Source organism: Streptomyces sp. NPDC001852 (genome assembly GCF_042891825.1).
GTDB lineage: Bacteria > Actinomycetota > Actinomycetes > Streptomycetales > Streptomycetaceae > Streptomyces.
This window is the reverse complement of sequence record NZ_JBIATN010000008.1, coordinates 22,685-38,090: the sequence shown is the minus strand read 5'-3', so window position 1 is coordinate 38,090 and position 15,406 is coordinate 22,685. Positions and strand designations below refer to the sequence as shown.

Annotated in this window: 9 protein-coding genes; 5 read left to right on the top strand and 4 right to left on the bottom strand. The window is 70.8% G+C overall.

Annotated elements, in window-relative coordinates:
- The first annotated feature begins 4 nt into the window (after nucleotides 1-4).
- Entirely contained in the window at nucleotides 5-964 is a 960-nt protein-coding gene (locus ACFYZB_RS15700; protein WP_388759062.1) for an ADP-ribosylglycohydrolase family protein, read from the top strand.
- A gap of 16 nt (nucleotides 965-980) precedes the next feature.
- On the opposite strand, the gene ACFYZB_RS15695 is transcribed toward ACFYZB_RS15700, so the two are convergent.
- Nucleotides 981-1,607: a TetR/AcrR family transcriptional regulator gene (locus ACFYZB_RS15695; protein ID WP_388758654.1), complete on the bottom strand. Its 627-nt coding sequence runs from the start codon at nucleotides 1,605-1,607 to the stop codon at nucleotides 981-983.
- 199 nt (nucleotides 1,608-1,806) lie between these two features.
- Between ACFYZB_RS15695 and ACFYZB_RS15690 the strand changes: the two genes are divergently transcribed.
- From ACFYZB_RS15690 to ACFYZB_RS15675, 4 genes are all read left to right on the top strand, one after another.
- Nucleotides 1,807-2,721, top strand: coding sequence for an ABC transporter permease (locus tag ACFYZB_RS15690; RefSeq protein WP_388758652.1), 915 nt, complete (start codon nucleotides 1,807-1,809; stop codon nucleotides 2,719-2,721).
- Between the two features lie 64 nt (nucleotides 2,722-2,785).
- A complete protein-coding gene (locus tag ACFYZB_RS15685) occupies nucleotides 2,786-3,622 on the top strand; it encodes an ABC transporter ATP-binding protein (protein WP_388759060.1) in 837 nt (278 codons plus the stop codon).
- Between the two features lie 149 nt (nucleotides 3,623-3,771).
- Nucleotides 3,772-5,979 (top strand): CDP-glycerol glycerophosphotransferase family protein, encoded by a 2,208-nt coding sequence (locus ACFYZB_RS15680; RefSeq protein WP_388758650.1) that lies wholly within the window; start codon nucleotides 3,772-3,774, stop codon nucleotides 5,977-5,979.
- Entirely contained in the window at nucleotides 5,976-7,655 is a 1,680-nt protein-coding gene (locus ACFYZB_RS15675) for a glycosyltransferase family 2 protein (RefSeq protein ID WP_388758648.1), read from the top strand. The genes ACFYZB_RS15680 and ACFYZB_RS15675 overlap by 4 nt, the downstream gene beginning before the upstream one ends.
- A gap of 146 nt (nucleotides 7,656-7,801) precedes the next feature.
- Here the strand turns inward: ACFYZB_RS15675 and ACFYZB_RS15670 are convergent, their stop codons facing one another.
- The 3 genes from ACFYZB_RS15670 to ACFYZB_RS15660 form a co-directional block, all read right to left on the bottom strand.
- Nucleotides 7,802-9,322 (bottom strand): hypothetical protein, encoded by a 1,521-nt coding sequence (locus tag ACFYZB_RS15670; protein WP_388758646.1) that lies wholly within the window; start codon nucleotides 9,320-9,322, stop codon nucleotides 7,802-7,804.
- Nucleotides 9,303-9,788 carry a GtrA family protein gene (locus ACFYZB_RS15665; RefSeq protein WP_388758645.1) on the bottom strand — a complete coding sequence of 162 codons (486 nt, stop codon included), beginning with the start codon at nucleotides 9,786-9,788 and terminating at the stop codon, nucleotides 9,303-9,305. The genes ACFYZB_RS15670 and ACFYZB_RS15665 overlap by 20 nt, the downstream gene beginning before the upstream one ends.
- 137 nt (nucleotides 9,789-9,925) lie before the next feature.
- Nucleotides 9,926-14,863 (bottom strand): NAD-glutamate dehydrogenase, encoded by a 4,938-nt coding sequence (locus tag ACFYZB_RS15660; RefSeq protein WP_388758643.1) that lies wholly within the window; start codon nucleotides 14,861-14,863, stop codon nucleotides 9,926-9,928.
- Nucleotides 14,864-15,406: the final 543 nt, after the last annotated feature.

The window sequence follows — 15,406 nt, the reverse complement described above, 5'->3', positions numbered from 1 at the left end:
GACCATGCCCGGCGTCCTCGACCGCGCGGTCGGCGCCGTACTCGGCTCCGCCGTGGGTGACGCGCTCGGGGCGCCCTTCGAGTTCGGCCCCGAGGGCGCCTTCTCGGCCCGGTTCCCCCGCCCCGGACACGGCGGCGAGATGTGCGGGGGCGGCGGCTGGGAGCCGGGCGAGGCGACGGACGACACGCAGATGGCGGTCCTGACCGCCGAGTCCCTGCTGGACCACGGCGGCCTGGACCTGCCGGACGTCTTCCGTCGCTTCCAGCGCTGGGCGACAGCCGACCCCAAGGACATCGGCCTCCAGACGGAGGCGGTCCTGACCAGCGGCGCCCCCTGGGACACGGCCGCGGCCCGGCACTTCCGGGTCAGCCGACGGGCGGCGGGGAACGGCGCGTTGATGCGAGCGGCTCCTTCGGCGGTGCGCTTCGCCCGCTGCGGACGGGAGCCCACCATGGAGGCCGCCCGCCGCCTCTCCGCGCTCACCCACGGCGACGCCGCGGCGTGGGAGGGCACGGCCGCGCTGCACGAGCTGATCCGCGTGGCCCTGACCGGCGAGGACCCCCTCACCGCCGTACCGGCGACCCTGAGCGCCCTCGACCCCGCCCACCGCCCCCGCTACGAGGTGGTCCTCTCCCCCGGCTGGCACCCCGACCGGGCGACCGAGTTCAACGGAGCGGTCTGGCCGTGCCTGGGCTCGGCCGTCTGGGCCCTGCGCGCCACGGGCTCCTACGAGGAGGCGGTACGCGCGGCCATCGACCTCGGCGGCGACACGGACACCGTGGCGGCGGTCACGGGGGCACTGGCGGGGGCGGTGTACGGGGTCGGCTCGATACCGGCACGCTGGACCGAGCGCCTGCACGTGCCGCTGCCGGGGTTCGACGGCCGCGTACTGCGTGCACGGGACCTGACCGAACTGGCAGGACGACTCGTCGTACCGGCCCGGCGCCCCTCCGGCCGGCCTTAGACCCCACGGGCGGCCCTCACAACGCCTTGAGCGCCCCCGCCGTGGCCCGGGCCAGCATGTCCAGGTAGTCCTTCGGCAGCTTCGGGGAGCGGATGACCACCGCGCGCCAGTACAGCGGGCCGGAGATCAGGTCGAGCGCGAGGTCGGGATCGACTTCCGCGCGCACCTCTCCCCGTGCCTCCGCCGCCGCCACGATCTTGCTGGCCACGCCCTCCTGCCCGTCCCGCAGAGCCTTCTGGAAGGCGTCGGCGATGTCGGGATTGCGGGCCGCCTCCGCCTGGAGGTCGGGGATGATCTGCGAGGCGACCGGGTGGCGCAGGGCGCGGGACGTCACCTCGTACAGCAGGCGCAGGTCGCCCTCCAGAGAGCCCGTGTCCGGTACCGGGAGGCCGAGGACCGCCATTGCCGAGACGACGTCCAGCACCAGGTGCAGCTTGGAACGCCAGCGCCGGTACACCGCGGTCTTGCCGACGCCCGCGCGTCGCGCGATGCCCTCGATGGACATGCGCGCGTATCCGACGGCCGCGAGTTCCTCGAAGACAGCCGCCCGGATGGCTTCGGTCACATCCTCCCGGAGCACGGCGGCCCCGGCAGGGGTCCGGCGGCGCGGACGCGTCGAGGGCTCGTCGGCGTTCGTCGTCATGATGCACAGCATAGGGCGTGACGACGAAACGGTTGCGTTCCGACGTCGATTGGTTCTACGCTCCCGTTGCGACGATACGGTCTCGTCCCGACGTAAGAGAACGTGAAGAGAAGCGTAAGGAAACGTCGGACCATGTGACCGTGCGCCCGGCAGCCGGCCGGGCCGCGGCATCCCCTCCCCCCGAGCGAAAGCAGCGGATGTGAGCCAGGTCCTCGACACACCGCCCCCCACCCGGGCCCCGGCCGACGACGATCTCGCGGCGCTGGCCGCCCGGCACGGCCTGACGGTCAGCGGCGCCCGCCCCACCCTGCCCGAGTACGTCCGTCAGCTGTGGGCCCGGCGCCACTTCATCACCGCCTTCGCCACCGCCAAGCTCACCGCCCAGTACAGCGAGGCGAAGCTCGGTCAGATCTGGCAGGTCATGACCCCGCTGCTGAACGCGGCGGTCTACTACTTCATCTTCGGTGTGCTGCTCGGCACCAAGAAGGGCGTCCCGGACTACATCCCGTTCCTGGTCACCGGCGTGTTCGTCTGGACGTTCACGCAGAGCTCGATCCAGGTCGGCACCCGGGCGATCTCCGGCAACCTCGGCCTGGTCCGCGCCCTGCACTTCCCGCGCGCCGCCCTGCCGATCTCCTTCTGCATCCAGCAGCTGCAGCAGCTGCTGTTCTCGATGGCCGCACTCGTCGTCATCCTGCTCAGCCTGGGCGTGCCGCTCTCCGTCTCCTGGCTGCTGGTGATCCCCGCGCTGATCCTGCAGTTCCTGTTCAACGCGGGCATGGCGATGATCATGGCCCGGATGGGCGCCAAGACCCCGGACATCGCCCAGCTGATGCCGTTCGTGCTGCGCACCTGGATGTACGTGTCCGGCGTGATGTGGAGCATCCACTCGCTCACCAAGAAGGACCACCTGCCGCACATCGTCACGACGCTGCTCGAGACCAACCCGGCCGCCGTCTACATCGACCTCATGCGCTTCGCCCTGATCAAGAGTTTCCACGCCAAGCAGCTGCCCCCGCACGTGTGGCCGACCGCCATCGGCTGGGCCGTGGTCGTCGGCATCGGCGGCTTCATCTACTTCTGGAAGGCAGAGGAGAAGTACGGCCGTGGCTGAGCACACTCCCCAGAACCCCGAATCCCTCGAGGACGCCGAGACCGAGACCCCCGAGGCGCGCGCGATGCGCGAGAGGTACGAGCGCCTCGCACAGGGCGAGCGGGTGCCCACCATCGTCGTCGACGACGTCGACATCGTCTACCGCGTCCACGGCACCGGATCCGGCCGCGGCTCCGCCACCGCCGCCCTCAACCGCATCCTGCGCCGGAAGCAGGCCGAGAAGGCGGCGGGCGTGCGCGAGGTGCACGCCGTGAAGAAGGTCTCGTTCGTGGCCTACAAAGGCGAGGCGGTCGGCCTGATCGGCACCAACGGCTCCGGCAAGTCGACCTTGCTCAAGGCGATCGCCGGCGTGCTCCCGGTGGAGCACGGCCACATCTACACCAACGGCCAGCCCTCCCTGCTCGGCGTCAACGCGGCGCTGATGAACGACCTCACCGGCGAGCGCAACGTCTGGCTCGGCGGCCTCGCCATGGGCATGTCCCGCGAGGAGGTCAGGGAGCGCTACCAGGACATCGTCGACTTCTCCGGCATCAACGAGAAGGGCGACTTCATCACCCTTCCGATGCGCACGTACTCCTCCGGTATGGCCGCCCGGCTGCGCTTCTCCATCGCCGCAGCCAAGGACCACGACGTCCTGCTGATCGACGAGGCCCTGGCCACCGGCGACCGCCGCTTCCAGATGCGCTCGGAGGAGCGGATCCGTGAACTGCGCGAGAAGGCGGGTACCGTCTTCCTCGTCAGCCACAACAACAAGTCGATCCGCGACACCTGCGAGCGGACCATCTGGCTGGAGCGCGGCGAACTCCGTATGGACGGACCGACCGAGGACGTCATGAAGGAGTACGAGGCCTTCACCGGAGACAAGAGCGACAAGAAGGCCGCTGGTAAGAAGGCAGCGTAAAAGTTGCCGGAAGTGAAACCCCAGGCTACGGAACCGCCTCTTCCATACTGTCGTCCTCTTACCTCTAGCGCGATTATCCCTTTCATCCGCTTAGTGACAGTATGTTATGAAGAGCGGCCCCAGCCAACGAACCGAAGGAGTCCACTGCGATGCCCCAACTCAGCGTCATCGTCTACGGACCGAACGCACAGGGGCATCTGACAGAGTTGCTGGACTCTCTGGAGGCCCACCCGCTGACCGACGCCGAGGTGATCGTCGCGGCGGTCGGCGACTGGGCCCGTGAGGCCGCCGAGGGCCACGCCCCCGAGACGGTGGTCGTACCGCTGCCGGAGGACACCGGTGACGCGGCGGCCCGGGCCGCCGGCGCCGCCCGCGCGACCGGCCGCTGGCTGCACTTCGTCCACGCCAAGGACAGCCTGCCGGCGGGCGCCCCCCGGCTGATCGCCGAACGGACCGCCGAACTGGACGCCACGGGCGCCGAAAGCGCCGACGTCCTCCTCTTCGACCACGTCACCACCACCTGGCAGACCGCCGCCACCCCCTCCCGCGACGGCCGGCTCCTCGCCGCCGTCGGCCGTGAGAGCCTGCCCCTGGACGAGGCCGCGGACCTGCTGCGCCTCACCCCGCTGCTCGGCAACCGCGCCCTGCGCGCCGAGTTCTGGCGGGCACACGCGGAGCGGCTCACCACCGACGACGAACCGCAGGCCGCCCACGCCACCCTGCTGCACGCCGGCCGCGTCGCCTGCCTCAACCAGGCGGCGTACGAGAGCCGCGAACTGCGTCCCGAGAGCCTGCCGCCGCTCGCACCGGAGGACCGGTTCGAGCTGATCGAGCGCTACGAGTCGCTGCTCGCCCTCGCCAAGGACCGCCGCGCCGCCCGCGCGGTGCTGTACGACCTGATGATGCGCGACCTCGTGCGCACCTTCGCCGGCGAGAACCTGCCCGACGCGGTGGCCCGCGAGTTCTTCCGTCGCGCCTCCCTCGCCGCGGTCCGCTGGCGCCCCGAGAACCACGAGCGCCCGGCGGGCGTGGAGGGCGTACGCCACGCCCTGCTGGAGGAGGGCGCGTACACCAAGTACCGCGCGTTCCAGGCCGCCAACCGCACCCGCCGCGCCGCCAAGAAGGCCGTGCGCACCCGCAAGAAGCAGGTCGGCGCCAAGCTCCGCGACCAGCAGTACCAGCGCGCCCTGACCCGCCCGGTCGACCCGAACCTCGCCGTGTTCGCCGCCTACTGGGAGCGCGGTGTGGCCTGCAACCCGGCCGCGATCGCCGCGAAACTGCGCGAACTCGCCCCGCACATCCACCCGGTGTGGGTGGTGTCCAAGAGCAACGAGGCCCTGCTGCCGCCCGGCACCGACCATGTGATCCCCGGCACCCGCCGCTACTGGGAGACCCTGGCCGCCGCCAAGTACCTCGTCAACAACGTCAACTTCCCCAACGCGGTGGTCAAGCGCCCCGAGGCGATCCACCTCCAGACCCACCACGGCACCCCGCTCAAGCGCATGGGCCTGGACCAGATGGAGCACCCGGCCGCGGCCAAGGGCCTGGACTTCGACGCCCTGCTGGCCCGCATCGACAAGTGGGACTACAGCGTCAGCGCCAACAGCCACTCCACCCGCATGTGGGAGCGCGCCTACCCGGCCCGCTACACCTCGCTGGACTACGGCTACCCGCGCAACGACGTCTTCTACTCGGCCACGGCCGCCGACGTCCGCGCCGCCCGCGAGCGCCTCGGCATCCCGCCCGGCAAGACGGCGATCCTGTACGCGCCCACCCACCGCGACTACGAGGCCGGCTTCACCCCGCGCCTGGACCTCGCGGCCCTCGCCGACCGGCTCGGCGAGGACACCGTGCTCCTGGTCCGCGCCCACTACTTCTACGGCGGCGCCGCCTCCCCGCTGACCGGTCTGCGCCGCTCCGGCCGGATCATCGACGTCTCCTCCTACGACCCCGTCGAGGAGCTCTGCCTGGCCGCCGACGCGCTGGTCACGGACTACTCGTCGATCATGTTCGACTACGCCAACCTGGACCGGCCGATCGTCGTCTACGCCGACGACTGGGAGACCTACCGGACCACCCGCGGCGTCTACTTCGACCTGATGACCGACCATCCCGGCCAGGTCGCCCGCACCCAGGAGGAGCTGACGGAGATCTTCGTCTCCGGCGCCTGGCGCGACGAGAGCGCGGCGAAGGCGCGGGCCGCCTTCCGGCGCCGGTTCTGCGAGTACGACGACGGCCGCGCCGCCGAGCGGGTCGTACGACGGGTGTTCCTGGGCGAACCGGAGGAGGCGCTGCCACCGGTGATCCCGCTGGAGGAACGCACCCCCGCCCCGACCCCCGAGGAGGCCTCGGCATGACGACCACGCCGACCACGACCCCTGACGTCACGGTCACCGTGATCGTCTACAACGACGCCGAACGCCTGCCCCGGGCGGTGGCGTCCCTGCGCGCGCAGACGCACGCGAACATCGAGATCATCATCAGCGACGACCACTCCACGGACGACACACCGACGGTGGCTCGCCGGCTGGAGGCGCAGGACGACCGCATCCGCTACCTCCGCCTGCCGGAGAACAGCGGCGGCTGCAGCGCCCCGCGCAACCGGGCCATCGAGATCGCCCGGGCGCCGTATCTGATGTTCCTCGACAGCGACGACGAACTCACGCCCCGCGCGGTCGAGTTGCTGCTCGCCGCGCACCGCGAGCGCGAGGTGGACTTCACCATGGGCGCGGTGCGCCGACACCGCGTGGACACCGGCCGCCGCTCGACGTGGATGCCGCATCTCGTCGCCGAGCGCCGCACGGTGGAGGGCATCGAGGCGGACCCCCGCCTGCTCTTCGAGCACCTCTCCACCAGCAAGATGTACGCCCGTTCCTTCCTGGACCGCCACGACCTCCGCTTCCCGGAGGGCATCCACTACGAGGACCAGCTGTTCTCGGCGCAGTCGTACTGCCTGGCGAAGGCGTTCACGATCATCCCGGACCCGGTGTACATCTGGTACATCGACCCCTACGCGGCGGCGGCGGCGGCCTCGATCTCGAACCAGCGGCACAAGGTCACCAACGTCCGCGACCGCGTCCACGTGCAGCGCCTGATCGACGACTTCCTGGTGGAGAGCGGGCACGCGGGGCTGCGGGAGGACAAGGACTACAAGTTCCTCAAGCACGACTTCCGGATGTACGGGGGCGACCTGCCCTACCGGGACGGCGAGTGGCTGAACGCCTTCGCCGACATCATGAACCCGTACCTGGAGACGCTGTCCCCGGGTGCGTACGCCCGCCTGCCCCGCCCGGAGCGCGTGGTGCTGGAGCTGCTGCGGGAGCGCCGCCTGGAGGACGTCCAGCTCGCGGCCCGCGGTCTCGGGCACGGAGTGGCGCCGCGGCAGGTCACGGCCGACACGTCCGGCGTCCCGTACTGGGGCGACAGCGTGCCCTCGTCCGACCGCGCCCGCCGCGAACTGGAGGTGTCCGACCTGGAGTTGGACACGCGCCCGTTCCCGAGCGCGCAGTTCCGCCACGAGATCGTCGAGCTGACGCCCGGCCGTGGGGCCTGTCTGACCCTCGCCATCCGCACGTACGACCCGGGCCTGCGCCTCCCGGTCGGCCCGCAGCGGGCCGCCCTCATCGTGTCGCCGGGCAGCCGCCGGATGACGGTCCCCTTCCGTCTGGACCCGGTCCGCCCGGGCCTCTTCGAAGGCACGGTCCAGCTGGACCTCACCGAGGCGCCGCTCCCCCTCCAGGGCTTCGCGGGCGTGCGCCACCCGGTGGTCCGTCTCCAGCAGCAGGGCCTGTCCAACTCCGGCGTGCTGCTGGCCCCGCCGGCCTTCCCCGCCCTCACGGCCCACATCGAATACCGCTCGGGCGTGACCCCGCACGAGCTCACCATCGAGCCGGAGGGCAACAACCCCGGCCGGCTGCAGCTGCGCTGGCGCCCGGTGGGAGTCACGGCCCGTGTCATCCGCCCGGTCGTCCAGAGGGTGGCCCGCCCCAAGGTCCGCAAGGCGGCGAAGCTGCTGTCCAGCGTGCTGAGGTAACCCCGGCCGCGTCCGAAGCGCGGGCCCGTGGTGGCCCATGCGCCGTTGTACCGACGGCGCATGGGCGGCCGCGGGCCCGTTCTGGTTGATCGCGCCGACGCGGCGGAGCCCGCCTGGCCGGCGCGCCCGCCCCGCCCAGCCTCAGCTCAGGGCACCACTCGGTACAGGACCTGTGAGGCCGGGCCCGCCTTCACCTTCCGCAGACCCGGTCCCGCCAGCCTCTTCGGCCCCACGACCCACTTCACGCCGTACTCCCGCAGAATCCCTGCCCGGTCAGCAGCAGACGTCCCCGCGGCGAAGTAGCGAGTGACCGCGTCGTCCCGCCGCGCGGCGTCCTTCAGGAACACATCGGGATACCCCGGCGCCACGGTGTACGCCCCGTACGCGGGAATCTGCCGCGCCGGAGTCGTACGAGCCATCACCACGTCCCCGTACTTCACCCACGGCGTGATCCAGTGGTACCCCACCCACGGCGTCCGGTACTTCGCGGCCACCACGGAAGGCAGAGCGGCACGCCCCGTCACATACCCGAGCGTCCCCACCTGCGTCCACGCGCCGACGGCCAGGGCAGCGCCCAGCACGCAGGCCCAGCCCACCCGTACGCCCCGTCGCCCGGCGGAGACGACCTCCAGCGCGGCCGCGAGCTGCGCCGGGATCAGCGCGGCGGGCAGGGCACGGCCCCAGGAGTAGTGGCCGGACAGCCCGCCCGCGGCGAACACCAGCACACCGAGGGCGAAGAACAGGACCAGCGGGTCCCAGCGGTCCCGGCGGAAGCGGAGCACCAGCGCCGCCACCCCCAGCAGCACCAGGCCGAACCGTGCGGCCAGGTCCTCGTACAGCGGCTTGTGGATGGCCTCCAGGTCCGCGCCGGCGGAGAAGAGGGAGAAGAAGTCGTAGTACGGCCACAGCCACAGCAGGAGCAGGCCCAGGGCGAGCGCGCCGGCCAGGCGCAGCAGTACCGGGCGGGACGGTCGTGCCGCGATCACCATCGCCAGGGCGCCCAGCGAGGCCACCACGCCGGTGAACTGGTGGCACAGCAGGATCAGCGCCCAGAGGACACCGAGCCACAGCCACCTTCCCCATGCGGCCTGCTCGGCCTGCTCCCGCGTCGCCCGGGTGAGCCAGGCCCAGAAGTGGAAGGTGAGGCCGAGCGCGAGGGCGCTGGGGTACGACACCGTCAGCGCGAGGGAGTTCAGGCCCAGGAAGCCGGACCAGTTGAACAGCAGCGGGCCCCAGAGGAAGAGCAGGCTGAGGAGGGCCAGGGCGGGGGCGGCGCGGTGCGGGGTGAGGGTGCGGACGTAGCGCCAGACCCCGGTGACCAGCAGGGTCAGCCCGACGAGCGCGGCCAGCCGCAGCACCACGAACACCGACAGGCCGGTCAGCTTGGCGGCCAGGCCCAGGACCAGCATCCACGGCGAGTAGTAGGGGCTCGGCGTGTCCGCGTCGACCAGCGGGTTGCCGGGATGGAAGAGGTTGTGGCGCAGGCGCTCGATGGTGGCCGCGTGCATGCCGAGGTCGCCCAACCAGGGCAGGCGGACGATCACCAGGAGCAGCAGCACCACGACGAGCGCGGCGGCGGCCTGCGGCAGCGCCCGGCCGGCCCGCGCGGCGCGCGGCGGGGACTGTGTGCGGCTCACCGGCTCGGTGTCAGACGGTACGGTGCGCATCCTGCTGGAACACCCAAGTGCGGTAGACGAGGAAACGGAAGGCGGAGGCGAGCACGATCGACAGGGCCTTCGCCACGTTCGATGCCAGCACGCTGTGCAGGCCGAGACCGTGGTAGCCGACCCAGAACAGCCCGATCTCCATCACGACGCCGAGGCCGCTGAAGACGAAGAACAGGATGATCTGGCGGCGGGTGCGCGAGGACCGGTCCCGATAGGCGAAGAAGCGGAAGCCCAGGTAATTGGTCGCCATGGCGATACAGCTGGCCAGGACGGTCGCGGTCATCGCCTGCCAACCCAGGCCGTGCAGCAGCAGGTTGAAGATCAGGAAATTGACGAGGACACCGCTGCCGCCGACGATCCCGAATTTCACGACCTCCAGCACGACACGCGTGGCGGGCCGCCGGGCCGGAGCCGCCGCGGGCGCGGGCGCCGGCGCCGGCCGGGTCTCGGTGAGTTGAACAGTCACAGCGCCGACCCTATCCGAAGGGCTCTGATTAGCAGGAAACGGTAAATTCGCTGATCTTTTTTGGCTAAGGGTCGGCAAGAAACGGAACGCCCCGGACCGGTTCGACGTCGGCCCGGGGCGCCCTCGCTGCCGTACGGCTACGAATGCGTGCGCAGCAGCGTCCGCATCGTCCGCATCGCTACCGACAGGTTGGCGAGGTCGAAGGTCTCCGAACCGCGGATCTCCTCCAGGGTGGTGCGCGCCCGGCTCAGGATGGGCGCGTTCTTCTGCTCCCAGGCCTTGAAGCGCTGCTCGGGCGTGGAGGTGCCGTTGCCGACCGCGAGGACGTCCGCGGTGAGCGCCGAGTGCGCCGCGTACAGGTCCTCGCGGATGGATGCGCGGGCCATGGACTGCCAGCGGTCGTTACGGGGCAGCTCGATGATGCGGTCCATCAGCTGGGTGATGTTGAGCCGGTCGGCGAGGTCGTAGTAGACCTCGGCGACGTCCAGCGGCTCCTTGCCCATGCGGTCGGCCACCGACACGATGTCCAGCGCCGGGAAGGCGGAGGAGAACCCGGCCACCCGCGTGGCGAGTTCGTCCGGGACACCGGCCGCGGACAGCTCGTCGTACACGTGCTGGTACCACTCCAGGTCCGCGCCCCTGAGCAGCTTCGGCAGTTCCTGCCAGACCCGCTCGACCCGCTCGGCGAAGAACTCGACCGTCTCGGCGAGCTGCAGCGGCTGCGGCCGGTTGTTGAGCAGCCAGCGCGTGCCGCGCTCGACCAGTCGCCGTGAGTGCAGCCGGATCCGGGTCTGGACGGCCGCGTCGACCTTGTTGTCCAGCGCCTCCACCGCGTCCCACACCGGCGCCGAGCAGAAGATCGCGCGGGCCGCGGTCTGGGCCCGGACGATCTCCTCCAGGGAGGCGCCGGTCTCCTCGCGCAGACGGTGCAGGTACGTCGTGCCGCCCGTGTTGACCGTGTCGTTGACCAGCACGGTCGTGGTGATCTCACGGCGCAGCGGGTGGTTGTCGACGGCGTCGGCGAACCGCTCGCGCAGCGCCGTCGGGAAGTAGGCGTGCAGCAGGCTGCGCAGGTACGGGTCGTCCGGCAGCGAGGTCGCCAGCAGTTCCTCGGCGACCGTGATCTTGGTGTACGCCAGGACGACGGCCGTCTCCGGGCCGGTCAGGCCCTGGCCCTGGCCGAGGCGCTCGCGGATCTGGCGGTCGGCGGGCAGGAACTCCAGCGCCCGGTCCAGGTGACCCTCGCGCACCAGGTGGCGCAGGAACCGCTGCTGGGCGTGGAGCATGTCCTTGGCCTGGAACAGGGCGTTGGCCAGGGCGGTGTTCTGCGCGTAGTTGTTGCGCAGGACCAGCGCGCCGACCTCGTCGGTCATCTCGGCGAGCAGCTTGTTGCGCTGCTTGACGGTCATGTCGCCGTCCGCCACCAGGCCGTTCAGCAGGATCTTGATGTTCACCTCGTGGTCGGAGGTGTCCACGCCGGCGCTGTTGTCGATCGCGTCGGTGTTGATCTTGCCGCCGTGCATGGCGAACTCGATCCGGCCGAGCTGGGTCAGGCCCAGGTTGCCGCCCTCGCCGACGACCTTGACCCTGAGGTCCCTGCCGTCGACACGGATGGCGTCGTTGGCCTTGTCGCCGACGTCCGCGTTGGACTCCGCCGACGCCTTCACGTACGTGCCGATGCCGCCGTTCCACAGCAGGTCCACCGGCGACTGCAGGATCGCCTTCATCAGGTCGGCCGGGGTCATCTTGGTGACCTTGCCCTCGATGCCGAGGGCCTCGCGGATGTGGGCGTTGACCGGGATCGACTTGGCGCTGCGCGGGAAGATCCCGCCGCCCGCCGACAGCAGCTCGGTGTTGTAGTCGGCCCAGCTGGAGCGGGGCAGCTCGAACAGCCGACGGCGCTCGGCGTAGCCGGTCGCCGCGTCCGGGGTCGGGTCGATGAAGATGTGCCGGTGGTCGAAGGCGGCGACCAGGCGGATGTGCTCGGAGAGCAGCATGCCGTTGCCGAACACGTCACCGGACATGTCACCGATGCCGACGACCGTGAAGTCCTCGGACTGCGTGTCCACGCCCAGCTCACGGAAGTGCCGCTTCACGGACTCCCAGGCGCCGCGCGCGGTGATGCCCATGCCCTTGTGGTCGTAGCCGGCCGAGCCGCCGGAGGCGAAGGCGTCGCCGAGCCAGAAGTTGTACTTCTCGGCGACTCCGTTGGCGATGTCCGAGAAGGTCGCGGTGCCCTTGTCGGCGGCGACGACCAGGTAGGTGTCGTCGCCGTCGTGCCGGACGACGTCCTGCGGCGGCACGACCTCGCCGGCGACCATGTTGTCGGTGATGTCGAGCAGCGCCGAGATGAACGTCTTGTAGCTGGCGATGCCCTCGGCCAGCCAGGCGTCGCGGTCCTGCGCCGGGTCCGGCAGCTGCTTGGCGACGAAGCCGCCCTTGGCGCCGACCGGCACGATGACGGTGTTCTTCACCATCTGCGCCTTGACCAGGCCGAGGATCTCGGTGCGGAAGTCCTCACGCCGGTCGGACCAGCGCAGGCCACCGCGCGCGACCTTGCCGAAGCGCAGGTGCACGCCCTCGACGCGCGGCGAGTACACCCAGATCTCGTACGCCGGGCGGGGCGCCGGCAGGTCCGGGATGGCCTGCGGGTCGAACTTCATGGAGACGTAGTCGTGCGGCTTGCCGCCGAGCGCCTCCTGGAAGAAGTTCGTGCGCAGGGTCGCCTTGATGACGGTGAGGAACGACCTGAGGATCCGGTCCTCGTCCAGGCTCGCCACCTGGTCCAGGGCCGCGTCCAGCTCCTCCAGCAGGGCGTCGGTGATCTCCAGCCCGGCCTTCTGCCGGTCCGGCGACATCCGCGCCTCGAACAGCGAGACCAGCAGCCGGGTGGTGTGAACGTTGTTGCGGAGGGTGTCCTCCATGTAGTCCTGCGAGAAGGTCGAACCGGCCTGCCGCAGGTACTTGGCGTAGGCGCGCAGGACCATCGCCTGCCGCCAGGTCAGCCCGGCGCTCAGCACCAGGGCGTTGAAGCCGTCGTTCTCCGCCTTGCCGGTCCAGGTGGCGGCGAAGGCCTCCTGGAAGCGCTCGCGGGCGTCGTCCCCGAGATCCCCGCCGGCACTCGTGGCCTTCGGCATGCGCAGACCGAAGTCGTAGATCCAGGCGGTGGTGCGGTCGGCGCAGCGCAGCTCGTACGGCCGCTCGTCGGTGACCTCGACGCCGAGGCGGCTGAGCACCGGCAGCACGTGCGAGAGGGAGACCGTGCCGCCCTTCTGGTAGATCTTGAACCGGCGCTCCTCCGGCCCGGCGCCCACCGGCTCGTACAGGCTCAGGCTGAACGTCTTGTCCTCGCTGAGCTGCTCCAGGTGGACCAGGTCGGCGACCGCGGCGCGCGGGGTGTGGTCGGCCTTGTAGCCCTCGGGGAAGGCGTGGTTGTAGCGGCTCAGCACCTCGGCCGCGCGCTCCTCGCCGCACTCGGCGGTCAGCGCCTCGGCGAACGCGTCGGCCCAGGACCGGGCGGCCTCGACCAGGCGGGCCTCGATACGGTCCTTGTCGGCGTCCGACAGCTCGGGCAGCACCGTGCCCGGCGGGACGCGGACCACGAAGTGCAGCCGGGAGAGGATCGACTCGGTGTTCCAGGCGGTGAAGTCGACGCTGACGCCGCCGAGCTCCTCCTTGAGGATGTCGATGATCCGCAGCCGGACGCCGGTGGTGTAACGGTCGCGCGGGAGGTAGACGAGGGCCGAGTAGTAGCGGCCGTACTCGTCCTGACGCAGGTAGAGCCTGAGGCGCCGCCGCTCCTGCAGATACAGCACGCTGGTCACGATGGACTGCAGCTCGGCGACGGGCGTCTGGAACAGCTCGTCGCGCGGGTAGGTCTCCAGGATCTGCAGCAGGTCACGGCCGTCGTGGCTGTTGGGCGAGAACCCGGCGCGGTGCAGCACCTCGTCCACCTTGCGGCGGATGACGGGGACCCGGCGCACGGACTCGGTGTAGGCGGCGGAGGAGAACAGCCCGAGGAAGCGCCGCTCACCGACGACATTGCCGTCCGCGTCGAACTTCTTGACGCCGATGTAGTCCAGGTACGACGGCCGGTGCACGGTGGCGCGGCTGTTGGCCTTGGTCAGCACGAGCAGCTTGTGCTCGCGGGCCTTGGCGCGGGCGTCGGCCGGCAGCCGCTCGAAGGAGGGGCTGACCGGGTGCTGCTCGTCCTCGGCGTGGTGCGGGTCGGAGCGCAGGATGCCGAGGCCGGTGCCGGGCACGGCGGCGAGCGTGTCGTCCTCGCGCAGCTGGTACTCGCGGTAGCCGAGGAAGGTGAAGTGGTCGTCGGACAGCCAGCGCAGCAGTTCGCGGGCCTCCTCGACCTCGCCCGTGGCCAGGTCGCTCGGGGCGGCCTCCTCCGGCAGGCCGTCGGCGATCCGGGCCGCCGTGCTGCGCATCTTCTCCCAGTCCTCGACAGCCTCGCGGACGTCGGACAGCACGCGCAGCAGATCGGCGGTGATCTGCTTGAGGTCGGCGCGGTCGGTCTCGCGGTCGATCTCGACGTGGATCCAGGACTCGAAGTGCGCGTCGTGCGGCAGGTCGCCGCCCGGCGGGGTCGGCAGGACCTCGATCAGCTTGCCGGTCAGGTCGCGCCGGACCACGAACTGCGGGTGGACGACGACATGGATGCCGCGCCCGCGCCGGGTCAGCTCATTGGTGACCGAGTCGACGAGGAAGGGCATGTCGTCGGTGACGACCTCCACGACCGAGTGGCTGCAGGTCCACCCGTTCTCCTCCACGGTCGGGGTGTGGACCCGCACGTTCGCCGTGCCCTGGGGGCGGTTCTCGGCGAGACGGTAGTGCGAGACCGCGGCGCCGAAGACGTCGACCGGGTCGCGGTCGGTGAGGTCTTCCGGGGCGGTGTGCAGGTAGTAGCGCTGGAGGAACGCGAGCACGGACTCGCTGTCCGGGGTGCCCGGAGAGCCCTCGCCCTCGGTCCCGGTCGGTAGGTGCCCCCCGACCGGGCTGTTCTCAGCTACCCGGGCAGCCCTCTCGAGCAGCTCGGCCTTGGCTTCGTCCAGCTTGGTCTGCATTGTCCTCTGACTCCTGTCGCGCGCCGTTGCGTGACGTAGAAGGAAGTACGGTCTCTTTCCCACCGGCTCGACGCCACGGCCCGGGGTGTCCGGTCCGCATCGACGCTATGCCGGGAGGGGAGAAGAGCGGGGGGAATTCGGCCATTCTCGACACGCCCGTCGGGTGTGACGCCGCTCTCGGCGCCGCCGTGTCCAGGGGTGTCCTCGGCGTCCCGGTGGCTCCTGTGGCCCCGTCCCGCCCGCGAAGACCAGCGACCGCCGCCCGGTCACGGAGGTGTTCCGTGCAACCCGGGCGCAGGGCAGGAGCAGGATCGCCCCCGCGAGATATCGCGCTGATCACGCCACAAGGCTATCGCTCCTCACCCGGGGCCCGTCATGAGCCGTATGTGTACAAAACCGAGGGGTGAAGTTTGACGTTCTGCACAGGGGTGGGCTGGGGGGTGGTGGCGTATCCGGTGGGGGCGCCCAGTCGCGCCGAGCGGAGCCTGACCGCACTCTGAGAGCAGGACACCCTGCCACCGGGCGGGGTCCCGGCGCTCGGAC